Here is a 23,958-nt window from a genome sequence, read left to right on the forward strand (position 1 = left end):
ATCGGCAGCAGAGCGGGCAGGCCTTAGCGGAACGTTAATAAAAATTATAACGCCATGACTCTGCAAACATTCTCTGAAGCGACTACAGGAGAATACCGCTCTGGCGGCGGCAGACAAGAGGGCAGGAAAGAAAAACCGCCGGTCCTGTCCACAGCGTTAGCGCTTTTGTGGACAGGATCCCGGCGGTCTTAAGATGTTGAACCGATTATTCGGTTGGTGCTGGCATTTTACCTTCCATTGCTGGACGTTCTGTCAGACGCTTCTCAAAATTGGCATTAAATTGTTTTTTCTGTTCCGGCGTCAGAATGTTGTAGATCTTGTTCTGGGTTTCCATATGCGCCAGCATGCGGGCTTTATGCTGCTCAGCCATTTTGTCGATCTGCGCTTCGGCTTTTGCTTTATCGAAGCTGTCGCTGGCGATGATGTCATGCATCGCGCGGCGTTCGTCCAGTGACGGACGTTTCATCTGGTCGCGCTGGCTTTTCATGATGTCGCGGACCTGCTGTTTCTGTGCATCCGTCAGGTTCAGATCTTTAAACATCATCATCTCGTGGTGCATACCCGGCTTGCCTTTATGGTGCATCATCATTTTTCCTTCGACAGGCGCGGCAGTGGTGGTGGTCGCGGTATCTGCAGCGAACGCCATGCCGGTAGCGCCCAGAGCCAGGGTAGAAGCAACAAACAGTGCAGTAAACTTACGCATAATTTATTTCCTTACTTTCAGTTATTCTTCGGCGCTATGCCGTGTTGACGAGATTAACTTTACGGGGTTTATCGTCAATTAATCAGAGCAACAGTAAAACAATGAAAGTGTAAAAAACAAATTATCGCCAAATGTGGAGGAATTAAGGATAAAGGATGGAGAGTTGCAACGAAAATATTCAAAATGATGATTTTCAAGCAATTTAAAAAAGTATAGCGAAGTGAAGACCAATAATAAAGCAATTCACCAGGAATATTCTGCAATAGTTGTCATTGCGCTTTAATCGCTAAGAAAAATATTTTGACGTTCCCCTCTCAGGCAATGAGAGGGGAGATGTTCAGGACACTTTTTCCAGCATCAGCCCGGCGCGCAGGCCAAACGCTACCGATGGATTAGGGAACAGAACATATTCAGTGGTTTTCTGCACCTCGTAACGCTCGTCGCCATCTTCCGCAAGCAGAACGCCTTTGCGAAAAGGGGTGAAGTTCAGCGTGTGGGCGGCCATATGCAGCCGGAAGGCCTCGCTGCGGCGAGTGATCTGCTGTACGACCCGATAGCGCACGACAGTCTGTTGCGTTGGCTCGGGTGCCAATCCCCCGAGCAGCGCGCGAAGCGCAAGATGCGTTGGCGCGAAGCGCGTGAGATCGTTCTGGCCAAACGGTAGCGCTTTTCCCAGTTCCAGCGTGCAGGCCAGCGCGCTGAAATGCTCACAGGTGAAATGGGTAAATGTGCCCCCCGGCGACTGATGAAACACCAGAGCCTCCAGCCCGGCGTCGCCCAGCCAGCTCAGAAACGCCTCATCCCACGGCTGGTTACGCTGGGGCAGAACACCAAAGCGCACATGATAAGAGGCGCGAATTGCCGTATGCAGGTCGAGATGCCAGCGCACGGGACCGGCCGCGGCGAAAAATGTTGCAACCACGTGCTCAAGCCACTGCGCCCGCGACGTTTCATCGCTTGGCACAAACTGTGACCAGCGGCCGCCAAACATGCGGTTAAGGTCGCTCTCAAGATAACGTTTGTTTTGCGCCAGCGCAGGCGGGTTGCCAAACACCACCAGCAGACGGCACTGCAGGGTGATATCTCCCAGATACAACGCGCGAAGCAGCAGGTCGACAATTTCAACCGGCGCGGTTTCATTGCCATGGATACCGGTTGAAAGCAGCAGCGATAACTCACTCTTCGCGGCCGGTGTCAGTTCAAGGACGCCGCGACCCAACCACCGCCAGTGAAATGAGGGGCCCTCCCCCTCACGCTCTTCGGGGGTTTCATCGGCCAGTGTCAACGCCAGTAAATTTTCCATAGCCACTCCTTTAGCGCTGGAACGGATAAACCGATCCCAACTGCAGGATTGTTGTTAACGCGTCCAGTGCCTCACGCCCCTCACGCAGTAGCTGAGGGTCGACCAGATCGGCCTGCGTTAATCTGTCACGATAGTAGCGGTCCACCCAGTCATTCAGGGAGTTAAACAGCGTCTCATTCATCATCACGGCCGGATTAACAGCCTGCATTTCGTTCTGCGTCAGCACTACGCGCAGGCGTAAACAGGCCGGACCGCCGCCGTTGGCCATGCTTTCGCGCAGGTCAAAGACGCGCAGTTCATCGATCGGGTTATCGGCTTTCACCAGTTCAGACAGATAACGCCACACCCCTTTATGGTCCTGCGACTCTTGCGGCAGCACCAGCATCATGCTGCCGTCCTCACGGCTCAACAGCTGGCTATTAAAGAGGTAAGTTTCAACCGCGTCCTGCACGCTGACCGCCTGGGTCGGCACCTGAATCGGCATAAATCCCGGCACCCGCTCATGCAGCGTAGCGAGCAGCTTCTCCTGATGGGCAAACGCCTGCTCATGGCAGAACAGCACCTGGCGGTTAGAGACGGCAATGACGTCATTGTGGAAAACCCCCTGGTCAATCACCTGCGGGTTCTGCTGAGCAAAAATCACCTGTGAGGGATTCACCTGGTTCAGCCGCGCGACGGCCTGGCTTGCCGCCAGCGTCTGGCGGGCGGGATAACGGACAGGCGCCGAATGGCCGCCCTCTTCTCGCCCGTAAATGAACAGTTGCACGCCGGGATCGCCATAATCCCCCCCAAGACGGTTATGGTTTGCCGCTCCTTCATCCCCGAACATGGCCACCTGTGGCAACGCCTGATGGACCTCAAAGTGAGCCTCATTACGGAAAATCGCACGCAGAACGCGCTCGGTCGTCTCCGCTTCAGTGGCACGGTGGAATTTGTTATTCAGGTTCGCCACCGTTAAATGCACTTTGCCATCCAGCGTATCAGCCGACGGTGCAACGGTAGCAGCGTTTGCCACCCACATCGACGAGGCAGAGCTCGCCGCTGAAAGCAGGTGCGGCGTCTGCGTACCCGCTTTTTCGATAACCTGCTCATCGCTGCCGCTAAAGCCGATCTGACGTAACACCGCCACGTTCGGGCGCTCCTGCGGCGGGATCACCGCCTGCGGGAAACCGGCATCCGACAGGGCTTTCATTTTCAGCAGCCCCTGCTTCGCCGCCAGTTTCGGGTTGGAGACCTGAAAACGGTGCTTCGTCGAGGCTTCATTACCAAATGAGAGGCCGGCATAGTGGTGCGTTAGCCCCACCAGCCCGTCAAAGTTGACTTCACGCGCTTTCATGACGATCCCCCTGAGTAAAATCCAGCCCCGGACTCAGCGTTTCCGGCAGCGTCAGCGCAGGCGTTTCCAGGCTCGCCATCGGCCACGCGCAGTAATCTGCGGCATACCATGCGCTGGCGCGGTGGTTACCCGAAGCGCCTACCCCGCCAAACGGTGCCGTACTCGCCGCACCGGTAAGCGGTTTATTCCAGTTCACAATCCCGGCGCGTGCTTCGAGCAGCAGCTGATCAAATTTCTCACGATGCGGGGAAATCAGACCGCTCGACAGTCCATAGCGGGTGTGATTGGCCATCTCAATGGCGCTGTCAAAATCGTCATAACGCCAGACGCAGAGCAGCGGGCCAAAGACCTCTTCATCCGGCACGTTGCGTGCGCCACTCATCTCAACAATGCCCGGCGTCAGCAGCGATGTTCCGGGCTTGATTTGCTTTGGCTCAAGCAGGGTTTTCGCCCCGCGCGCCACGTGATCCTGCCAGGCTTTCAGCACGTTCAGCGCGGCCTGCTCGGAAATCAGCCCCCCAATAAACGGCTGTGGGTCGGCATCCCACTGCGCAGGCACCAGACGCGCGCTGATTTCCACCAGCCGCGCGAGGAAGGCGTCGCCCTGTGCACCCCGTTTCACCAACAGACGACGCGCGCAGGTGCAGCGCTGTCCGGCGGTAATAAACGCTGACTGGAGGGTCAAATGCACCGCCGCGTCGATATCATCGGGATCTTCAACGATCAGCGGGTTGTTACCGCCCATCTCCAGCGCGAGAATTTTTTCCGGCTGCCCCGCCAGCTGGCGATGCAGTTGGTAGCCCGTTCCGGCGCTGCCGGTAAACAGCAGGCCGTCGATATCACTCAACGCACTCAGCGCCTGGCCGGTTTCACGTCCCCCCTGCACCAGATTGAGCACCCCGTGCGGCAGACCAGCCTGTTCCCAGAGCTTCACCACCACTTCACCGGTCAGTGGCGTTAACTCACTCGGCTTGAAAATCACGCTATTGCCCGCCAGCAGCGCGGGCACGATATGCCCGTTCGGCAGATGCCCCGGGAAGTTATAGGGGCCAAATACCGCCAGCACGCCGTGCGGACGGTGGCGCAGCGTGGCCGCGCCGTCAGGCATATCGGTATGTTGCTCACCGGTACGGGTATGGTACGCCTTCACCGAAATGGCGATTTTATTGATCATCGCCGTCACTTCCGTGGCCGCCTCCCAGCGCGGCTTGCTGGTTTCCTGAGCGATAACGCGCGTCAATTCGGCTTTATTGGCCTCCAGCAGTGATGCAAATTTCTCGACTATTCCCTGACGTACGGAGAACGGTTGTTTCGCCCATCCCGGGAAAGCGCGACGGGCGGCATGACAGGCCTGTTCGACCTGCCCGGCGCTGGCGTCATTTCCCTTCCAGAGCACTTCTTGTCCGACCGGATTGGTCTTTATGCGCGGCTCGCCTTCGCCCGTGACCCAGTCACCGTTGATCCATAAAGTCATGCTGTTTTCTCCTCAGGGCAGAGACGCACCAGGCGAACCGTGTCGCCGGCGTTACATTTCAGGGCATCCAGTTGCGCGGCCGTCAGCACCAGACGTTCACTTTTCGGGTTGGTTCGCACCAGCATGGCGCGGAAATTGTTGTACTGCTCGTTAGCCACCAGACATGCCGGCCACTCACCCGGTGCAGGCTGGCCTTCGGAAACCTCAACCAGCCGGCTTTTACGGATCGCACGCACGCGGTCGATATCGCACTCCAGGGTGGGTCCGCCGTCAAAGATGTCCACATAGTTACGGTAGCGGAAACCCTCTTTTTCCAGCACCGCCCGGGCCGGCGCGGTTTGCGGGTGCACTTCGCCAATCACCGCCTGCGCCTGTGGGCTTAAGAAATGGGTATAGATGGGATGTTTCGGCATCAGTTCGGCGATAAACGCTTTCTGCCCGGTGCCGCACAGATAGTCCGCCCGGCTGAACTCCATCGAGAAGAAGCGCTCGCCGAGGCTCTCCCAGAAAGGTGAATAGCCGGTGTCGTCGATCACGCCGCGCATCTCGGCGACGACCTTTTCGTTAAAACGATCGCGGAACGCGGCCATAAACATGAAGCGCGACTTGGAGAGCAGATAACCGTTGCCCTCTTTCCGCCACGCAGGATCGAGGAACAGCGTGCAAAGCTCGCTGGCTCCCGTGTGGTCATTACAGAGAAAAAGCGTGGGCAGCGCGTTATAGACGTTCAGCTCTTTTGAGGCGTGAACCATCGTACCGACACGGTAGTTGTACCACGGGTCGTTAAGCCCGACGGCCACTTCGATTGCGCAAATGCCGGCCACGGTACCGGTGTCGGTATCTTCCAGAACGAACACATAACCCTGTTCGCTTTTTGGCAACGTCCCCTGCCAGGTTTGCAGGGCGCGCTCAATGCGCGCCGACAGCGTTTTTTCATCGGCAGGAAGCGAGGTCAGCCCGCCTCCCGTCTTACCGGCAAGCTGCATGAGCCCGGCGATATCGCCGCGCTCAACGGGACGGATGACCATCATGATGACACCCCGGACTTCACATGTTCACAGGCCAGTGCAAAACGGTCTAAACCGGTTCTCACCTCTTCCTCGCTGACAATCAGCGCAGGGGCAAAACGCACCACGTTGGCACCGGCAATCAGTACCATCACGCCCATTTTTGCCGCTTCCTGTGAAATAAGTTTAGCTTTTCCGGCAAACTCAGGTGTGAGTTCGCAGCCAATTAACAGACCCAGACCGCGGATCTCTTTAAACAGTCCCGTCTTGCTGTTGATGGCGTTCAGGCGCTCAACAAACCAGTCATGACGTTGTTTAACGCCCTTGAGCACTTCCGGCGTGTTAATGATGTCGAGAACCTGTCCGGCCACGGCGGTAGCCAGCGGGTTACCGCCGTATGTTGTACCATGCGTACCCACGGTCATTACGCTGGCGAATTTATCGGTGGTCAGCATGGCGCCAATCGGGAAGCCACCGCCCAGCGCTTTCGCCGTAGAGAGCACGTCCGGCGTTACGCCGTAGTGCATATAGGCATACAGCTCACCAGTACGCCCCACCCCCGTCTGGACTTCATCGAAAATCAGCACCGCGTGATGACGATCGCACATCTCACGCAGCCCCTGCAGGAACGCTTTTTGCGCCGGAAGGACCCCGCCCTCACCCTGCATAGGCTCGACGATCACCGCACAGGTGGTGTCGTTGATAAGCTCGCTGGCGGACTGCAGATCGTTATACACGCCGTGACGAATATCCGGCGGCAGTGGCGCAAAATCCTGCGAGTATGACGGCTGACCGCCGGCGCTGACGGTAAAGAGCGTGCGGCCGTGAAACGCGTTTTTAAACGCCACAATGCCGCTCTTATGAACGCCGAATTTATCGTGTGCATATTTACGCGCCAGCTTCAGGGCAGCTTCGTTTGCTTCCGCACCTGAGTTACAGAAAAAGACTTTTTCGGCAAACGTTGCGTCGATCAGTTTTTTCGCCAGTCGCAGAGCGGGCTCGTTGGTAAAACCGTTACCGGTATGCCAGAACTTCGCCGCCTGGTCGTTTAACGCCTGACGCAGTGCCGGGTGCGCGTGACCCAGCGCGTTTACCGCAATCCCGCCTGCAAAGTCGATATACTCTTTGCCCTGTTGATCCCACAGGCGTGAGCCTTCCCCCCGTACCGGAATAAAAGCCGCCGGAGCGTAAACCGGCATCATCCATTCATCGAAATTTTCACGCGTAATTGACAGAGACATAGCGACCTCATCCGGTAAATAAAAGGTTATTTAGATGTTAAATAATTGAGTGTTTGCACTGTGAATGTAGATTGCAGCCTTCGTGCCAGCCAGCGATAAAAATGCATAAACGGGTTAGGGTTACAGAATATCAATAAGTTACGATATGGAGTTATTCACTGTTATTGCATAAAAAGTGAATATTTTTACGACAAGCGGCGCTTTGCCGCACGAAAATAAGAAAGAGTATGCAGAAGCCAAATATAATTCTGGAATTGTGATCGCTCGCGAAATTTATCGGTCCTTTACGCCCTGTTGGGGGGCAATGCTCGTCAGAATGGTGCAAATATTGCACCGTTGGCATGATCTGTCGCAGTTATTGGTCGAACCCCGTAACAGTTGACGCAAATTCTGCTACCATCCATGCACTATTCACCTTGCATTGGCAGCGACTATGAAATTTGTCTCTTTTAATATCAACGGCCTGCGTGCCCGCCCTCACCAGCTTGAAGCAATTGTTGAGCAACATCAGCCAGATGTGATCGGCCTGCAGGAGACAAAAGTTCACGACGATATGTTCCCCCTCGAAGAGGTGGCGAAGCTCGGTTACAACGTCTTCTATCACGGACAGAAAGGTCACTATGGCGTGGCGCTGCTGACCAAAGAGACGCCGGTTTCCGTACGTCGTGGCTTCCCGGGCGATGATGGCGAAGCGCAGCGTCGCATCATCATGGCGGAAATTCCTTCACCACTCGGCAATATCACGGTGATTAACGGGTATTTCCCGCAGGGTGAGAGCCGCGACCATGAGACAAAATTCCCGGCCAAGGCAAAGTTTTATCAGGATCTGCAGGATTACCTGACCACCGAACTGAAAAAAGAGAATCCGGTGCTGATCATGGGCGACATGAATATCAGCCCGACCGATCTCGATATCGGCATTGGAGAAGAGAACCGCAAACGCTGGTTGCGTACCGGTAAATGTTCTTTCCTGCCGGAAGAACGCGAGTGGATGGAACGCCTGCTCGGCTGGGGTCTGGTTGATACTTTCCGCACCGCCAACCCGGAAACGCAGGATCGCTTCTCGTGGTTTGACTACCGCTCAAAAGGCTTTGATGACAACCGCGGTCTGCGTATAGACCTGCTGCTGGCCAGCCCGCCGCTGGCGGAACGCTGCATCGAAACCGGCATCGACTACGATATCCGCAGCATGGAAAAACCGTCTGACCATGCGCCGGTCTGGGCGAAATTCAAACTGTAACCTCGTGTGAACACGCAAAAAATACTCCTGATGTGCGCCCTTCTGGGCGCATTTGTTCTGACCTTCGTCTTTCTTCCGCCGGGGACGCTCTCCCTGGAAACCATCAAAACGCACCAGCAGTCGCTCCTCTCGCACGTGGAACAGGCACCGTGGCAAAGCGCGTTTTTCTTTTTCGCCCTCTACGTGTTGGTCTCCGCCCTGTCGATACCCGGTGCGGCGATACTGACGCTACTGGCGGGAGCGCTGTTTACGCTGTGGGAAGGCACCCTGCTGGTCTCGTTTGCTTCTACCCTCGGCGCCACGCTGGCGATGCTTGCCAGCCGTTATCTGCTGCGCGACTGGGTACAGCGGCGATTCACATCACAGATGAATACGGTGAACGCCGGTATGGCGCGGGACGGTGCAGGGTATCTTTTTGCCCTGCGTCTGATGCCCTTGTTCCCGTTTTTTCTGGTGAATCTGCTCATGGGGCTGACACGTATTGCGGTCAGTCGCTACTGGTGGGTGAGCCAGGTCGCCATGCTGCCTGCAACCATTATCTTTCTGAACGCCGGACGCGCGCTGGGGAAAGTGAATTCGCTTCGCGATATTTTATCGCCGGGACTGATATTCGCCTTTACACTACTGGGGTTATTGCCGCTGGCGACGCGCTGGCTGTTTTCCCGTTTTACCCCTTCATCAAAAAAGTGAGGCATTATGCGCCGTGTGCGTTTTTGCACGTTTCTGAGCGGTCTGCTGCTGGCAGCCCCGCTGTTTGCAGCGGACAACTGGCAGGCTATCCAACAACAAGCCAAAGGCCAGACCGTCTGGTTTAACGCCTGGGGCGGCGATCGGGCGGTAAACCGCTACCTCGAGTGGGTAAGCGGTGAGATGAAAACGCATTACGACATAACCCTTAAAATCGTCCCACTGGCGGATGCCGCCGATGCGGTCAAACGTATTCAAACAGAAGCCGCCGCAGGCCGGAAAACAAACGGTTCAGTCGACCTCTTATGGGTCAACGGTGAGAACTTCCGTACCCTGAAAGCCGCTAACCTGCTGCAAACCGGATGGGCGCAGACCTTGCCCAACTGGCGCTATGTCGATATCCGCAAACCGGTTATGGAGGATTTTGCTGTCCCCACCGATGGCGCGGAATCCCCGTGGGGCGGTGCGCAGCTCACCTTTATTGCCCGCCACGCAAGCCTGCCTGCGCCCCCAAACGATCCTCAGGCGTTACTGGCGTATGCGCAGCAGCATCCGGGCAAAGTCAGCTACCCACGCCCGCCCGATTTTACCGGTACGGCATTTCTGGAACAGTTGCTCCTGACCCTCACCGCTCACCCGGAGGCGTTGCAAAAAGCCCCTGATAACACCTTTGCCCAGGTGACGGCTCCGCTGTGGCACTACCTGGACAAATTACACCCGCTGCTGTGGCGAAAGGGAGAGGACTTTCCTCCCTCGTCCGCCAGAATGGATACCTTGCTTGCCAGCGGTAGTCTTAATCTCTCCCTGACCTTTAACCCGGCACATGCGCAGCAAAAAGTGGCCAGCGGTGAACTGCCTGCCGACAGCTACAGCGTTGGTTTTGACAACGGAATGATAGGCAACGTCCATTTTGTGGCCATTCCGTCGAATGCCAGTGCAAGCGCAGGCGCGAAGGTGGTCGCCAATTTCCTCCTTTCACCGCAGGCGCAAATTCGCAAGGCCGACCCGGCCATCTGGGGAGACCCGAGCGTACTGGATGCAAAAACACTGCCCGAAAAAGAAGCGAAGCAGCTCGCTGCCCATACGCCGGCAGGGCTGCCGAAAATGCTTCCCGAGCCGCACGCTGCCTGGGTTAACGCGCTGGAGCAGGAATGGCTGCGTCGTTACGGCACCCGCTGAGCTGGCTCGTCTGGCTGGCGATGGCGGTCATCTATCTGCCGCTGCTCCCCGCCGCCGCCATACTGTTTGCCCCGGCATTCTCGCTGAACAACTGGCAGTTGCTGCTTAACGACCCGCAACTGCCACAGGCTACGGTCGCCACGCTGGTCTCAACGCTTATCGCGTCGCTGGGGTCGATGTTTATCGCTCTGGTGATCGTGGCCCTCCTGTGGCCGGGCGAGCGCTGGCGACGGCTCAGCAGCCGACTGCCGTGGCTGCTCGCCGTTCCTCATGTGGCCTTTGCCACCAGCGCTTTACTGCTGTTTGCCGAAGGGGGCCTGTTGTATCAGGTGTGTAGCGTCTGTACGCCGCCGCTTGACCGATACGGTGCAGGGCTGGGGCTGACGCTTGCGGTAAAAGAGAGCGCGTTTGTGCTGTGGGCACTTTACGCCGTCCTGCCGGAAAAACGCCTTGCGCAGCAAAAGGTCGTGCTGCATACCTTCGGCTACGGGCGTTTTCAGGCGCTGAACTGGCTCATCCTTCCAGCGATCGCGCCGGCTCTTGGCGCGGTGATGCTGGCGGTGCTGGCCTGGTCCCTGTCGGTTGTGGACGTGGCGATGGTGCTCGGGCCCGGCAATCCCCCGACGCTTGCCGTACTGGCGTGGCAGTGGCTCAGTCAGGGCGATGCGCAGCAGCAGACAAAGGGAACGCTGCTGTGCCTGCTTCTCTTTCTGCTGCTGGCCGCGCTTTCTGTACTGGGTTACGGCGCATGGAGACTCTGGCGTCGCACGCTGCCGGATCTGAGCGGACGCCGTCGAATGTCGCTTATCGCGCCACCAGCGCGTCTGTTCAGCGGATTTCTGCCCGCCTGCGGGGTGCTTTGCGCGGTCGTGCTGCTCATGCTGGCGCAGCGGGACGATATCGGTGCGGTTGGCGCCAGCCTCTCCTTTGGCCTGCTCGCCAGCCTGATTTCGCTGGGGGTAATTGTTCTCTGGCTTGAGTGGGGACCGCAGCGAGGCACGCAGTGGGTGTGGTTGCCGCTGGCGCTGCCGGCGCTGCCGCTCGTAACCGGACAATACGTTATCGCGTTGCGACTGGGTATCGACGGGCACTATGCCGCCGTGCTGTGGAGCCATCTGCTGTGGGTTTTACCGTGGATGTTGTTGGTCCTCCAGCCAGCCTGGCAGAGGATCGATCCCCGGCTGATCCTTACCGCCAGAACGCTCGGCTGGCAGCGGGGAAAAATCTTCTGCTTACTGAAATGCCCCTTGCTGGTACGCCCGGCGCTGCTGGCTTTCGCGACCGGGTTTTCCGTCAGCATGGCGCAATACATGCCAACCCTCTGGCTGGGCGCAGGCCGTTTTGCGACGCTGACCACTGAAACCGTGGCGCTCAGCAGTGGAGGCAGCATTCCGCTTCTGGCTAACCGGGCGCTGGGGTTGCTGTTGGTCACGGGGAGCGTGTTTGCCCTTGCCGCCCTGCTATCCCGGCTCGCAAGCCGTTACCGACGAGGATTACGTTAATGCTGCAGGTCAGCAATCTCACCATTGAACCGCTTTTCCGCGAGGTCAATTTTTGTGTGCCACGCGGCGAAATAGTCACGCTGATGGGCCCTTCCGGCAGCGGAAAATCAACCCTTTTTGCCTGGATGGTGGGCGCATTGCCAGACGACTTTCAGGCTCAGGGCGAACTGTGGCTTGATGAACGTCGCTGCGACGGACTGCCCGTGGAGGCCCGCGGGTTGGGGATCCTCTTTCAGGATGCCCTGCTGTTTGACCATTTCAGCGTCGGACAAAATTTGCTGCTGGCATTACCTGAACGGATTGTCGGACGAGCACGGCGGGAAGCGGTCGAGCAGGCGCTCGGTTCTGCCGGGCTTGCCGGACATTACGCCAGCGATCCGGCGACCCTTTCCGGCGGCGAACGTGCTCGGGTCAGTCTGCTACGTGCCCTGCTTGCAGAGCCGCAGGCGTTACTGCTGGATGAACCGTTCAGCCGTCTCGATAATGCGTTACGCGCCTCGTTTCGGGCATGGGTATTTGACACGACCCGCGCACGCAATATTCCGGTGGTTCTGGTCACGCATGACGACGAAGACGTGCCCCCGGGCGGCGAAGTGATTGAGATTTCTCGCTGGCAATAATGTGCTAACGCAATGTTTTACCTTTCAGGAGAGACGACAATGCCCCCCTCTTTTACTGACGTCAGGTTATTCGATGAAACGTGTTTCTCAACTGACCGCGCTGGCCATGCTGTGCGGCCTCGCTTCATTTTCCTCTCTGGCTGCTGATATGCCGCACGCCATGACGCTGTCTCAACTTCAGGCACAACATGGCGCGGTGATCGACACCCGCGCCAGCACGTTTTACAACGGCTGGCCGCAAACGCTGAGCGCGCCCTCCGGGCATGAGCCCGCCGCACTTAACCTTTCCGCCTCCTGGCTTGGCGCGATGAGCGATGACCAGATTGCCGTCTGGGCCAGACAGCACCAGCTTACGCCGGCCATGACGATCGCGCTCTACGGTCGCGACGCCGATAATCAGGCGGTCAAAGCGCGGCTGGAAAAAGCTGGCTACCACCAGATTTCCGTGCTCAACGATGCCCTGCAGGTACCTGAACGTCTGCAGCGTTTGCCGCACTTTGAACAACTCGTCTACCCGGAGTGGATCCACCAGCTTCAGCAGGGTAAACCCGTCACTGCTGCGCCAACGGGCGACTGGAAAGTCATTGAAGCCGCATGGGGCGCGCCGAAGTTTTATCTGCTGAACCATATTCCCGGTGCCGGCTACATTGATACCAACGAAGTGGAAAGCGAACCGCTGTGGAATAAAGTTTCTGACGACACGCTAAAAGCGATGCTGGCGAAGCACGGGATCCGTCACGATACGACCGTCATTCTGTATGGCCGTGACGTATATGCCGCCGCCCGCGTGGCGCAGATCATGCTGTATGCTGGCGTGAAGGACGTCCGCATTCTTGATGGCGGCTGGAAAGCCTGGTCTGACGCGGGTCTGCCGGTTGAACGGGGAATGCCCAAAGACGTGAAGCCCGCCCCCGATTTTGGAGCACCGATCCCCGGCCAGCCGCAGTTGATGGTGGATATGGCGCAAGCACGCGGGATGCTGCATCGCCAGGACGCGTCGCTGGTCAGCATTCGTTCCTGGCCGGAGTTCATCGGCGAAACCAGCGGCTACAGCTACATCAAGCCAAAAGGTGAAATTGCCGGTGCCCGCTGGGGTCATGCCGGTAGCGACGCCACCCATATGGAAGATTTCCATAATCCGGATGGCACCATGCGCAGCGCTGACGACATCGCCGCCATGTGGAAAACCTGGAACATCCTGCCGGAACAGCACGTCGCGTTTTACTGCGGCACCGGCTGGCGTGCGTCCGAGACGTTTATGTACGCACGGGCGATGGGCTGGAAAAATGTCGCCGTCTATGACGGCGGCTGGTACGAGTGGAGCAGTCATCCACAGAACCCCGTCTCCAGCGGAAAACGCGGGCCAGAAAGTTCACGCTAACGGATAAGTGACTTCAGCGTCACATACCCGCTCCAGATGCGCGTTGTGGTGGTCAGCCAGCACAACGCGCCAAATATCCACGCCAGCACGCTGAAGTGCGCCGGAAAGAGGCAGCACAGCACAAACAGCGCGATCGTCTCCGTCCCCTCCGTTAACCCCCCGAGATAGTAAAACGACTTATGCGCGTAGCCGGGGTTGTCGATGTTGTGTTTCGCTGCCAGCGCGGCAAATGCCAGAAAACTGCTCCCGGTACCGATAAAGGCAAACAACAGCCAGCCAGCGGCAAGCGCATTCTCTGCGGGGGCCGCCAGCGCGAATCCGAAGGGAACCAGCGCGTAAAACAGAAAATCGAGGGCGATATCAAGAAATCCTCCCGCATCCGTCAGCCCGCGCCGGCGCGCCAGCGCACCGTCCAGACCATCCAGCAGGCGATTCAGCACGATGGCGACGAGCGCCGCCGAATACCAGCCGAGGGCCAGAAACGGTAAGGCCAGCACGCCTATGGCAAACCCGGTCAGGGTTAATCCGTCAGGCGTGATCCCCGGCTTATCCAGTACTGACACCAGTCGGTTGAGCGTGGGTTTAATCCGCGGGTGCAGATGACGATCAAGCATGGGGATCCTCTTTAAACGTAGCACATAACCCCTGCGCCGGGATGTCCAGCGCGGCATTAAAGCGTGCAGAGAGATTCTGAAACGCAATCAGCGCCGTCATTTCGGCGATCGCGTCCTCGCTGAAATGGCGTGTGATCTCACTTTTGATTTCGTCATCCACACGGGGCGGCGTCGCGGTGACAGCCTCGGCATAGGCCAGCGCCGCACGCTCCTCTTCGCTAAAAAGAGCGGAATCACGCCACGCGTTGACGGCCTGAACCTTATCCAATGCGCCCGAGCGTTCCGCCAGGCGCAAACTGTTGGCATCGATACAAAAAGCACAGTGACAAAGCTGCGATACCCGGGTCATTAACAGCGAACGAAGCACCGGCGACAGGCGCGCGTGACGACGTTCGAGAAAACCGACGAACAATGCCACCAGCCAAAAAAGACGTGGCATCCTTCCCCACCAGCGCGTGGGGTTAAGCACGGCACCAAAGTGTTTTTTCTGCATGGCGGCAATCGGTTTTATGCTGACCGGAAGGGTGGCGATGGGATCTACCCAGGTGGACGTCTCTTTCACCTGATTCTCCTGATGGCTGGACTCTTAGAAAGGGCACGATAATATAGTGTTTTTCGCTAACAAGTATTGACGACCATGCTAAAAACAGTCGATGTCGTTGCGGCAATCATCGAAAAAGACAACAGAATTTTACTGGCCCAGCGCCCGGCTCATGCCGACCAGCCGGGCATGTGGGAATTCGCAGGCGGAAAAGTAGAAGCCGGTGAGACGCAGCCCGAGGCGCTTGTCCGCGAGTTGCACGAAGAGCTCGGCATCCACGCGCAGCCAGGTGAGTATGTGGCAAGCCATCAGCGTGAGGTGTCACAGCGGTTAATCAACCTTCACGCCTGGCACGTTCCGGCGTTCAGCGGCGCGCTGACGGCGCATTACCACAGTGCGCTGGTGTGGTGTACGCCCGAAGATGCATTTGGTTTCAACTTAGCGCCTGCGGACATCCCGCTGCTGGAGGCGTTTATTGTTTTACGCGACGCCAGACCAGCGGATTCGTGCTAATGGTGCGTTCATCACGCTGGCACTGCAACAGAATGCCGTCCGCTTTTACCACTGCCCCTTCCGAATAGTTCTGATCCTGATAGATGCAGCACTGGTTACACGGCTGCGCTCGCTGGCCGCTGGAGCTGAACACCTCCGGCGGCACATTCACGTCCACATCCGGGCGAATGCGGTCTGCCTGCGCGCCTGCGGTAAACATCAAACATAACGCGGTTATCACGTAACGGTTCATAGACTTATCTTCCTGTTGTGCCCTGATAAAGACTATAACGGTAAACCGGTGCAGAACCTTTAATTTATCTCGTCATCGCTTTTGGTTATGACGCAGCCCCGCTGATTAATTTCCCTTTCGGCATACATTTCTGCTTGCTTCACAAAGCGGTACGGATGGTATAGTCAAAAAAACAACACAATTCGTATAAGCAATATACATAAAATAATATAAGGGGTTCTTATATCTATGGATCAGACACGCTCTCTGGAAACTTTCCTCTCTTATGTTCAACAGCGCGACCCGCATCAAAGTGAGTTTGCGCAGGCCGTACGTGAAGTCATGACCACGTTATGGCCGTTCCTTGAAGAAAACCCGCGTTATCGCCAGATGTCACTGCTTGAGCGCCTCGTGGAGCCGGAGCGCGTGATCCAGTTTCGCGTGACCTGGGTAGATGACCGTAATCAGGTCCAGGTTAACCGCGCGTGGCGCGTGCAGTTTAATTCCGCCATCGGCCCGTTTAAGGGCGGGATGCGTTTCCACCCTTCCGTGAATCTGTCGATTTTAAAATTCCTCGGCTTTGAGCAGACGTTTAAAAATGCCCTTACGACTCTGCCCATGGGCGGCGGGAAAGGCGGCAGTGATTTCGATCCGAAAGGCAAAAGCGAAGGCGAAGTGATGCGTTTCTGTCAGGCGCTGATGACCGAACTCTATCGTCATCTTGGTCCCGATACTGACGTTCCGGCGGGCGATATCGGCGTTGGTGCGCGTGAAGTGGGCTTTATGGCCGGCATGATGAAAAAGCTCTCGAATAATAGCGCCTGTGTCTTTACGGGCAAAGGGCTCTCCTTTGGCGGCAGCCTGATCCGTCCGGAAGCCACCGGCTACGGGCTGGTCTATTTTACCGAGGCGATGCTGAAGCGCCACGGCTTAGGGTTTGAAGGTATGCGCGTGGCGGTGTCCGGCTCCGGTAACGTGGCTCAGTACGCTATTGAGAAGGCGATGCAGTTTGGTGCCCGCGTGGTTACCGCGTCAGATTCACGCGGTACCGTGGTGGATGAAGCCGGTTTTACGGCCGAGAAGCTGGCACGCCTGTGCGACATTAAAGCCAGCCGCGACGGCCGTCTGGCGGATTATGCCCGTGAATTTGGTCTGACCTGGCTCGAAGGTAAACAGCCGTGGGGCGTGCCGGTCGATATCGCCCTGCCATGTGCGACCCAGAACGAACTGGATACCGAGGCCGCACGCACCCTGATTACCAACGGCGTGAAGGCCGTGGCCGAAGGGGCGAATATGCCAACCACCATCGAAGCGACCGATTTGTTCCTTGAGGCCGGCGTGCTGTTTGCGCCGGGCAAAGCCGCGAACGCCGGCGGCGTGGCGACCTCTGGCCTGGAGATGGCGCAAAACGCCGCGCGCCTCGGCTGGAAGGCAGAGAAAGTGGATGCGCGTCTGCACCACATTATGCTGGATATTCACCACGCCTGCGTCGAGTACGGCGGTGAGGCATCGCAAACCAACTACGTGCGTGGCGCAAATATCGCCGGGTTCGTGAAGGTCGCGGATGCGATGATGGGGCAAGGGGTTATCTAAGCACGCTGTCGCCCTTTCCCGTCGGGAGAGGGCGACAACCGAAAGCACATCAGGCTGCGCTTTTTTTCTTTTTGAACGGTTTCTTCGGCGCACCACCCGGTGCAACCATCCCCCGGAACTGCTTCACCGGCGTATTACGCGCCTGGTTAATCAGCTCGTACAAGGTCCCCACCAGCGGCTGCATAAAGTCCTGATAGCGACACTGCTTTTCACTGATTTGCGTCAGCACAGATTCCCAGTGTGCCGTCATGTCCGGCCTTGCGGCCAGCTCAGGCAGCGAGTGGATCAATGCGCGCCCCGGTTCAGTCGAGTGGATATAGCGCCCTTTTTTCTCCAGAAAACCGCGCTTAAACAGCAGCTCGATAATGCCCGCACGGGTCGCTTCCGTGCCCAGTCCGTCGGTAGCACGCAAGATCTTCTTCAGATCCTTATCCTGAACAAAACGGGCGATCCCGGTCATTGCCGAGAGCAGTGTCGCATCGGTGAAGTGGCGCGGCGGTTGGGTCTGGCGTTCAACCACTTCGCCTTTCTCACACAGCAGTTCGTCATCTTTGGCAACCACCGGCAGCGGCGTGCCGTCATTCTCTTCGTCACGCTCTTTGTTGCCAAGCAGCGTGCGCCAGCCAGCCTCCGCCAGGAAACGCGCCTTGGCGATAAATTTCCCCTTGGCAATTTCCAGCTCAATCACGCATTTGCGGAACACGGCGTCCGGGCAGAACTGCATCAGATACTGACGAGCCACCAGGTTATACACCTTCGCTTCGTTTTCCGTGAGGTTAACGTTGCTGGCGCGCGCCGTCGGGATAATCGCATGGTGGGCATCCACCTTTTTATCATCCCAGCAGCGGTTATGAATGTCCGGATTCACAACCGGTTGCGGCAGCAGATCCGGCGCGTGAACGGCAATGGCGTTCATCACCGAGTGACGGCCGGCAAAGTGCTCTTCTGGCAGATACCGGCTGTCCGAACGCGGATAGGTAATGAGTTTGTGGGTTTCGTAGAGCTTCTGGCAGATATCAAGGACGTTCTGCGCGCTCAGACCGAAGCGTTTCGCCGCTTCAATCTGCAGCGCGGATAGCGAGAACGGCAGCGGCGCGGGTTCTGATTCCCGTTTATCGTTATAGCTGGTGACAATAGCAGGCTGACCGGTAATCCGGTTGACCACGTGCTCCGCCAGCGGACGGTGCAGCAACCGCCCCTCTTCATCCTGATACGATTCGCAGGCATCGCTTGGCTGCCAGACGGCGGTAAAGCGCTCGTCTTTTGGCGTGACGATATGCGCTTTAACCTCAAAGAAATCTTTGGCGACGAAATTCTCAATCTCTTCGTCACGACGCACCACCAGCCCCAGCACCGGCGTTTGCACACGCCCGACGGAGAGGACGCCCTGATAACCGGCATTACGCCCCAGGATGGTGTAGGCGCGGGTCATGTTGATCCCGTAAAGCCAGTCCGCACGAGCGCGGGCCAGCGCGGAAACGCACAGCGGAATAAACTCGCTGTTCGCGCGCAGACGTGAAATGGCCCGCTCCACGGCCTGCGGATTGAGGTCGTTAATCAGGCAGCGCTGGACCTGCTGGCGTTTTTCCGGCGCCAGCTCCAGATAGTCCAGCACCTCATCCACCAGCAGTTGCCCTTCCCTGTCCGGGTCACCTGCGTGGATGACTTCCGTCGCGTCATGCAAAAAACGTTTAATCACGTTGAGCTGTTTGGTGACGGAAGGCCGTGGCTGCAGGCGCCATTTTTCAGGGACGATGGGCAGGTCATTGAGGTTCCAGCGGGCATAGCGGCTGTCGTAGACATCCGGCTGCGCCTGCTCAAGCAGGTGACCGATACACCAGGTGACCACCTGCCCGTTACCGCATTCGATAAAGCCGTCGCCCTTGCGATGCGGCTTCGGCAGCACATCGGCAATGGCACGGGCCAGGCTCGGCTTTTCGGCAATAAACAACCGCATTGAATTAACGGATCTCAATCATCGGTCGGCCACCGCGCGCGGTCACCAGTTCACCGATCGCCGTCAGGGTAATACCAAACTCTGCGGCCGTCGCCTGGACGTCGGCTTCAGCGTCTGGCGTGACCGCCAGCAGCAAACCACCGGACGTTTGCGGATCGCACAGCAGATTGCGCCACGCTTCAGGCATTTCACCCATCAGATGACCATAGCTGGCAAAGTTACGCTGGGTACCGCCCGGAACGGCGCCCGCTGCAATGTACTCCTCCACACCCGGCAGCTTCGGCACGTCCTGATACCAGACCTGCGCCTGTACGCCCGCGCCCTGACACACTTCGGAGAGGTGTCCGAGAAGGCCAAAACCGGTCACGTCGGTCATGGCTTTCACGCCGTCGATATTCGCGAAAGCCGCACCCGCGAGGTTCATCTGGCACATGACCTCGGTTGCCAGCCCCTGGTGTTCCGGCTTCAGCAGCGATTTTTTCTCCGCAGTAGTGAGGACACCAATGCCCAGCGGTTTGGTGAGGAACAGCTTGCAGCCCGCCTGCGCGGTGCTGTTGCGTTTCACGCGCTCGGTGGGCACCACGCCCGTGACCGCGAGACCGAAGATCGGCTCCGGCGCATCGATAGAATGACCACCGGCCAGCGCGATCCCCGCCTGCTGGCAGGCAAAACGTCCCCCTTCGATCACCTCACGGGCAATTTCAGGAGCAAGGGTGTTAATCGGCCAGCCCAGAATGGCAATCGCCATAATCGGTTTGCCCCCCATGGCGAAAATATCGCTGATGGCGTTGGTGGCCGCAATACGCCCGAAATCGAACGGGTTGTCGACAATCGGCATAAAGAAGTCGGTGGTACTGATAATGCTGGTGCCGTTACCCAGGTCATAAACTGCCGCATCGTCACGCGTTTCGTTACCGACAAGCAGGTTCGGGTCGACAAACTTCGCCTGTTCACTGTGGAGAATGGTCTCCAGCACTTTCGGGGAAATTTTACAACCGCAACCGGCTCCGTGGCTGTATTGCGTTAAACGAATGGTTTGCTCGCTCATGGACGTCTCCTGTCATCTCAATCGCGCTATGGTAGCGCTCATTCCATAAAGAGGTAAGTATGACTGTCTGAATTCTGCGGCAGATGCTCAGAATCCAGACAGTTTAGCGCGCGTTATCAGAAACGGCTGACGAAAGGCGTGGTGTCCGGCACATTAATGGTGGCGGAGGCTTTAAGCTGAGGCGTGCCGAGATAGAGGAAGCCGACAATTTTATCATGTTCGCCACAGGCGAATCCGTCGCGAACCGGCTGGCTGTTGGTCAGCGGCCCTGTGCGCCAGATACCGTTAAACCCTTGCGCCACGGCGGCCATTTGCATTGCCATGACGGCACAGCCTGCAGACATCTCCTGCTCCCAGACCGGCACTTTGTGGTCGGCCTGACATTTCGCCACGACAGCGATGATCATCGGCGCACGGAATGGCGCACTGCGGGCTTTCTCAATACCCTTCTCATCCTGACCTGCGGCAACCGCTCCCTGCTCCAGTATCTGACTGAAACGATCGCGGCCTTCACCTTCAATCACAAAGAAGTGCCATGGCTGCAGCGTACCATGATCCGGTGCACGCAGGCCGGCACGCAGAATATTCTCCAGTTGCTCCCCTGCCGGCGCCGGCTCGGTGAGACGTGAAGCGCTACGGCGGTTAACAAGCAGTTCAAGTGCGTCCATTGGTTAACTCCTTTCTTGAAATTTACTCACAAAATTAACACGGCGGCAGATTTTGTTACAGCGTAGCAGGCGATTCCTGCTGACAAGTGACGGTTGGGTCATTACGATAACCGCACATTGCCGTCCCGTGGCGACGGAAACAGTCATTTTCTGGTTAGGGAGAATACATGCGAACCCTTTGGCGAATCATTGCCGGTTTCTTTAAATGGACGTGGCGACTGCTCAACTTCGTCCGCAACCTGGTGATGAATATCTTCTTCATCCTCCTGGTTCTGGTTTGCGCAGGCGTCTGGATGCATATCAGCAACGCAAATCAGGCGCAGCATTCGACTCGCGGGGCGCTGTTACTTGATATCACGGGCGTCATCGTCGATAAGCCGTCCACCAGCAATCGTCTGGGCGTTATTGGCCGTCAGCTGTTTGGCGCGACATCAGACCGTCTTCAGGAAAACTCCCTGTTCGATATCGTCGATACCATTCGTCAGGCAAAAGATGACCGCAACATTACCGGTATCGTGCTGGATCTGAAAGATTTTGCCGGCGGCGACCAGCCTTCAATGCAATACATTGGTAAAGCGCTGCGCGAATTCCGCGACAGCGGCAAGCCGGTGATTGCGGTCGGGGACAGCTACAGTCAGGGGCAGTATTATCTGGCCAGCTTCGCCAATAAAATCTGGCTCTCCCCGCAGGGTACGGTCGATCTGCATGGCTTTGCCACTAACGGTCTGTATTACAAATCGCTGCTCGACAAACTGAAAGTCACCACCCACGTCTTCCGCGTCGGAACCTATAAATCCGCCGTGGAGCCGTTTATTCGTGACGATATGTCCCCTGCGGCCCGTGAAGCGGACAGCCGCTGGATTGGTGAGCTGTGGCAGAACTATCTGAGCACCGTGGCCGCTAACCGCCAGATAACCGCTGAACAGGTGTTCCCTGGCGCGCAGGGCGTGCTGGAGGGCCTGCGCAAGGTTGATGGTGATACCGCAAAATATGCGCTGGATAACAAACTGGTCGATGCGCTGGGCACCAGCGCGGATATCGAAAAATCACTGAGCAAACAGTTTGGCTGGAGCAAAGAGGATAAAAACTTCAGCGCTATCAGCATGTACGATTATGCGACCAAAAAGCCGGATGACAGCGGTGACAGCATCGCGGTGGTCTTTGCTAATGGTGCCATCATGGACGGCGAGGAAACGCCGGGTAACGTGGGCGGTGATACCACCGCATCGCAAATCCGTGATGCTCGCCTTGATCCGAAAGTGAAGGCGATTGTACTGCGCGTAAACAGCCCTGGCGGCAGTGTCAGCGCTTCTGAAGTGATCCGCGCTGAACTTGCCGCGGCACGTGCAGCCGGCAAGCCGGTAGTGGTATCGATGGGTGGAATGGCGGCATCGGGCGGTTACTGGATTTCAACCCCGGCTAACTACATCGTCGCCAACCCGAGCACGCTGACCGGCTCGATTGGCATCTTTGGGGTGATTAACACCGTGGAAAACAGCCTGGATTATCTGGGCGTCCATACCGATGGCGTTGCCACTTCACCGCTGGCGGATGTGTCGGTCACCAAATCGCTGCCGTCTGAAGTCTCTGAGATGATGCAGCTCAGTATCGAGAACGGCTACAAGCGCTTTATTACGCTGGTGGCAGAGTCCCGTAAAAAGACACCGCAACAGATCGACGACATTGCGCAGGGCCACGTCTGGACCGGCCAGGATGCGAAGAATAATGGTCTGGTAGACAGCCTGGGCGACTTTGATGACGCGGTGAAGAAAGCCGCCGAACTGGCGAAGCTCAAGCAGTGGCATGTTGAGTATTACCAGGACGAGCCGTCGTTCTTTGACCTGGTGATGAACAGCATGTCCGGCTCCGTGCGTGCCATGCTGCCTGAGGCGCTGCAGGCGTATCTGCCTGCGCCAGTCGCGACGGCGGCTAAAGCGATGAAAGCGGAAAGCGACAAACTGGCGGCCTTTAACGATCCACAAAGCCGTTACGCGTTTTGTCTGACCTGTGCAAACGTCCGTTAAACACCGTCCCCTCTTCCCGTGAAGAGGGGATTTTTTTCTTTTGAAGAACAAGAACTCACTACCATGCAGAAGAAATCGATTTATGTAGCCTACACTGGCGGTACCATCGGTATGCAGCGCTCTGAAAATGGCTATATCCCGGTCTCCGGCCACCTTCAGCGCCAGCTCGCGCTGATGCCTGAATTCCACCGTCCGGAAATGCCTGACTTCACCATCCACGAATACGAGCCGCTGATGGACTCCTCCGATATGACGCCGGAAGACTGGCAGCATATCGCGGACGACATTAAAGCCCATTACGACCAGTACGACGGCTTTGTGATCCTGCATGGTACCGACACGATGGCGTTTACCGCCTCGGCACTCTCCTTCATGCTGGAGAATCTGGGCAAGCCCGTCATCGTCACCGGCTCGCAAATTCCGCTGGCGGAGCTGCGTTCTGACGGGCAGATCAACCTGCTCAACTCCCTGTATGTGGCAGCGAATTACCCGATTAACGAAGTGTCGCTGTTCTTCAACAACCGACTGTATCGCGGCAACCGGACCACGAAGGCGCACGCCGATGGCTTTGACGCTTTCGCCTCACCGAACCTGCAGCCGCTGCTGGAGGCGGGCATCCATATTCGTCGTCTGGGCACCCCGCCTGCGCCGAGCATGGCGGGCGAACTGATTGTTCATCCGATCACGCCGCAACCGATTGGCGTGGTAACGATTTACCCGGGTATCTCTGCAGATGTGGTGCGTAACTTCCTGCGCCAGCCGGTGAAAGCGCTGATCCTGCGCTCTTACGGCGTGGGCAATGCCCCGCAGAACGGCGAGTTCCTGAAAGAGCTGCAGGAAGCGAGCGAGCGTGGGATCGTGGTGGTTAACCTGACGCAATGCATGTCCGGTAAAGTCAACATGGGCGGTTACGCCACCGGTAACGCCCTCGCGCATGCAGGCGTTATCAGCGGATTCGATATGACCGTTGAAGCCACGCTGACTAAACTTCACTATTTACTGAGTCAGGATCTGGACATTCAGTCCATCCGCAGCGCGATGATGCAAAACCTGCGCGGCGAACTGACGCCGGACGAATGATGCAAAACCTGCGCGGCGAACTGACGCCGGACGAAT

The 23,958-nt window shown here is 57.4% G+C and carries 22 protein-coding genes; 10 read left to right on the top strand and 12 right to left on the bottom strand.

Features of this window, described 5'->3' with window-relative positions:
* Positions 1-205 precede the first annotated feature (205 nt).
* From spy to QLG09_RS20755, 6 genes are all read right to left on the bottom strand, one after another.
* Entirely contained in the window at positions 206-703 is a 498-nt protein-coding gene (gene spy / locus QLG09_RS20730) for an ATP-independent periplasmic protein-refolding chaperone Spy (protein WP_049023186.1), read from the bottom strand.
* A gap of 337 nt (positions 704-1,040) precedes the next feature.
* The gene (gene astE, locus QLG09_RS20735) at positions 1,041-2,006 is read right to left on the bottom strand and encodes a succinylglutamate desuccinylase (protein WP_049023187.1); all 966 of its coding nucleotides are present in this window, start codon (positions 2,004-2,006) and stop codon (positions 1,041-1,043) included.
* A 10-nt stretch (positions 2,007-2,016) separates the two neighbouring features.
* A complete protein-coding gene (gene astB, locus QLG09_RS20740; protein WP_049023188.1) occupies positions 2,017-3,342 on the bottom strand; it encodes an N-succinylarginine dihydrolase in 1,326 nt (441 codons plus the stop codon).
* Positions 3,329-4,816, bottom strand: a complete 1,488-nt coding sequence (astD, locus tag QLG09_RS20745) for a succinylglutamate-semialdehyde dehydrogenase (RefSeq protein WP_020884423.1) — start codon at positions 4,814-4,816, stop codon at positions 3,329-3,331. Before astD ends, astB begins: the two co-directional genes overlap by 14 nt.
* On the bottom strand, positions 4,813-5,847 hold the full coding sequence (gene astA / locus QLG09_RS20750; RefSeq protein ID WP_014169664.1) for an arginine N-succinyltransferase: 1,035 nt from the start codon (positions 5,845-5,847) through the stop codon (positions 4,813-4,815). Before astA ends, astD begins: the two co-directional genes overlap by 4 nt.
* Positions 5,844-7,064, bottom strand: coding sequence for an aspartate aminotransferase family protein (locus QLG09_RS20755; RefSeq protein ID WP_181216473.1), 1,221 nt, complete (start codon positions 7,062-7,064; stop codon positions 5,844-5,846). Before QLG09_RS20755 ends, astA begins: the two co-directional genes overlap by 4 nt.
* 433 nt (positions 7,065-7,497) lie before the next feature.
* Between QLG09_RS20755 and xthA the strand changes: the two genes are divergently transcribed.
* The 6 genes from xthA to QLG09_RS20785 all read left to right on the top strand — a co-directional run bounded on the left by xthA (position 7,498) and on the right by QLG09_RS20785 (position 13,673).
* A complete protein-coding gene (xthA, locus tag QLG09_RS20760) occupies positions 7,498-8,304 on the top strand; it encodes an exodeoxyribonuclease III (protein WP_020884424.1) in 807 nt (268 codons plus the stop codon).
* Between the two features lie 6 nt (positions 8,305-8,310).
* Positions 8,311-8,994, top strand: a complete 684-nt coding sequence (locus QLG09_RS20765) for a TVP38/TMEM64 family protein (protein WP_025204411.1) — start codon at positions 8,311-8,313, stop codon at positions 8,992-8,994.
* 6 nt (positions 8,995-9,000) lie between these two features.
* Positions 9,001-10,170 carry an ABC transporter substrate-binding protein gene (locus QLG09_RS20770; protein ID WP_074164922.1) on the top strand — a complete coding sequence of 390 codons (1,170 nt, stop codon included), beginning with the start codon at positions 9,001-9,003 and terminating at the stop codon, positions 10,168-10,170.
* Positions 10,143-11,672, top strand: a complete 1,530-nt coding sequence (locus QLG09_RS20775; RefSeq protein ID WP_063435256.1) for a hypothetical protein — start codon at positions 10,143-10,145, stop codon at positions 11,670-11,672. Before QLG09_RS20770 ends, QLG09_RS20775 begins: the two co-directional genes overlap by 28 nt.
* On the top strand, positions 11,672-12,292 hold the full coding sequence (locus tag QLG09_RS20780; protein ID WP_032681219.1) for an ATP-binding cassette domain-containing protein: 621 nt from the start codon (positions 11,672-11,674) through the stop codon (positions 12,290-12,292). The genes QLG09_RS20775 and QLG09_RS20780 overlap by 1 nt, the downstream gene beginning before the upstream one ends.
* Positions 12,293-12,365: 73 nt before the next feature.
* Positions 12,366-13,673 (top strand): rhodanese-like domain-containing protein, encoded by a 1,308-nt coding sequence (locus tag QLG09_RS20785; protein WP_049022338.1) that lies wholly within the window; start codon positions 12,366-12,368, stop codon positions 13,671-13,673.
* Here QLG09_RS20785 and QLG09_RS20790 read toward each other — a convergent pair.
* Both QLG09_RS20790 and QLG09_RS20795 read right to left on the bottom strand, forming a co-directional pair.
* Positions 13,670-14,287 carry a CDP-alcohol phosphatidyltransferase family protein gene (locus QLG09_RS20790; protein ID WP_049022340.1) on the bottom strand — a complete coding sequence of 206 codons (618 nt, stop codon included), beginning with the start codon at positions 14,285-14,287 and terminating at the stop codon, positions 13,670-13,672. The two genes, QLG09_RS20785 and QLG09_RS20790, sit on opposite strands and share 4 nt — an antisense overlap.
* Positions 14,280-14,849 (bottom strand): carboxymuconolactone decarboxylase family protein, encoded by a 570-nt coding sequence (locus tag QLG09_RS20795; RefSeq protein ID WP_032677957.1) that lies wholly within the window; start codon positions 14,847-14,849, stop codon positions 14,280-14,282. Before QLG09_RS20795 ends, QLG09_RS20790 begins: the two co-directional genes overlap by 8 nt.
* A 75-nt stretch (positions 14,850-14,924) precedes the next feature.
* Here QLG09_RS20795 and QLG09_RS20800 point away from each other — a divergent pair, with 75 nt between their 5' ends.
* Positions 14,925-15,341 carry a pyrimidine (deoxy)nucleoside triphosphate diphosphatase gene (locus QLG09_RS20800; RefSeq protein ID WP_049022343.1) on the top strand — a complete coding sequence of 139 codons (417 nt, stop codon included), beginning with the start codon at positions 14,925-14,927 and terminating at the stop codon, positions 15,339-15,341.
* On the opposite strand, the gene QLG09_RS20805 is transcribed toward QLG09_RS20800, so the two are convergent.
* Positions 15,301-15,573 (bottom strand): YnjH family protein, encoded by a 273-nt coding sequence (locus tag QLG09_RS20805; protein WP_032677956.1) that lies wholly within the window; start codon positions 15,571-15,573, stop codon positions 15,301-15,303. The two genes, QLG09_RS20800 and QLG09_RS20805, sit on opposite strands and share 41 nt — an antisense overlap.
* A gap of 228 nt (positions 15,574-15,801) precedes the next feature.
* On the opposite strand from QLG09_RS20805, the gene gdhA reads away from it, so the two are divergent.
* Positions 15,802-17,145, top strand: a complete 1,344-nt coding sequence (gene gdhA / locus QLG09_RS20810; RefSeq protein WP_014169652.1) for an NADP-specific glutamate dehydrogenase — start codon at positions 15,802-15,804, stop codon at positions 17,143-17,145.
* A 49-nt stretch (positions 17,146-17,194) separates the two neighbouring features.
* Here gdhA and QLG09_RS20815 read toward each other — a convergent pair whose 3' ends face one another.
* The 3 genes from QLG09_RS20815 to QLG09_RS20825 form a co-directional block, all read right to left on the bottom strand.
* A complete protein-coding gene (locus tag QLG09_RS20815; protein ID WP_020884435.1) occupies positions 17,195-19,102 on the bottom strand; it encodes a DNA topoisomerase III in 1,908 nt (635 codons plus the stop codon).
* 4 nt (positions 19,103-19,106) lie between these two features.
* Positions 19,107-20,150 (bottom strand): selenide, water dikinase SelD, encoded by a 1,044-nt coding sequence (gene selD / locus QLG09_RS20820; protein WP_020884436.1) that lies wholly within the window; start codon positions 20,148-20,150, stop codon positions 19,107-19,109.
* A 116-nt stretch (positions 20,151-20,266) separates the two neighbouring features.
* Positions 20,267-20,818 carry an NAD(P)H nitroreductase gene (locus tag QLG09_RS20825; protein ID WP_014169648.1) on the bottom strand — a complete coding sequence of 184 codons (552 nt, stop codon included), beginning with the start codon at positions 20,816-20,818 and terminating at the stop codon, positions 20,267-20,269.
* A gap of 167 nt (positions 20,819-20,985) precedes the next feature.
* On the opposite strand from QLG09_RS20825, the gene sppA reads away from it, so the two are divergent.
* Together sppA and ansA are read left to right on the top strand one after the other, a co-directional pair.
* Positions 20,986-22,842, top strand: a complete 1,857-nt coding sequence (gene sppA / locus QLG09_RS20830; RefSeq protein ID WP_049023007.1) for a signal peptide peptidase SppA — start codon at positions 20,986-20,988, stop codon at positions 22,840-22,842.
* Positions 22,843-22,905: 63 nt separating this feature from the next.
* Positions 22,906-23,922, top strand: coding sequence for an asparaginase (gene ansA / locus QLG09_RS20835; RefSeq protein WP_049023006.1), 1,017 nt, complete (start codon positions 22,906-22,908; stop codon positions 23,920-23,922).
* Positions 23,923-23,958: the final 36 nt, after the last annotated feature.

This window comes from Enterobacter sp. V89_11, assembly GCF_029967775.1.
GTDB classification, from domain to species: Bacteria; Pseudomonadota; Gammaproteobacteria; order Enterobacterales; family Enterobacteriaceae; genus Enterobacter; species Enterobacter ludwigii.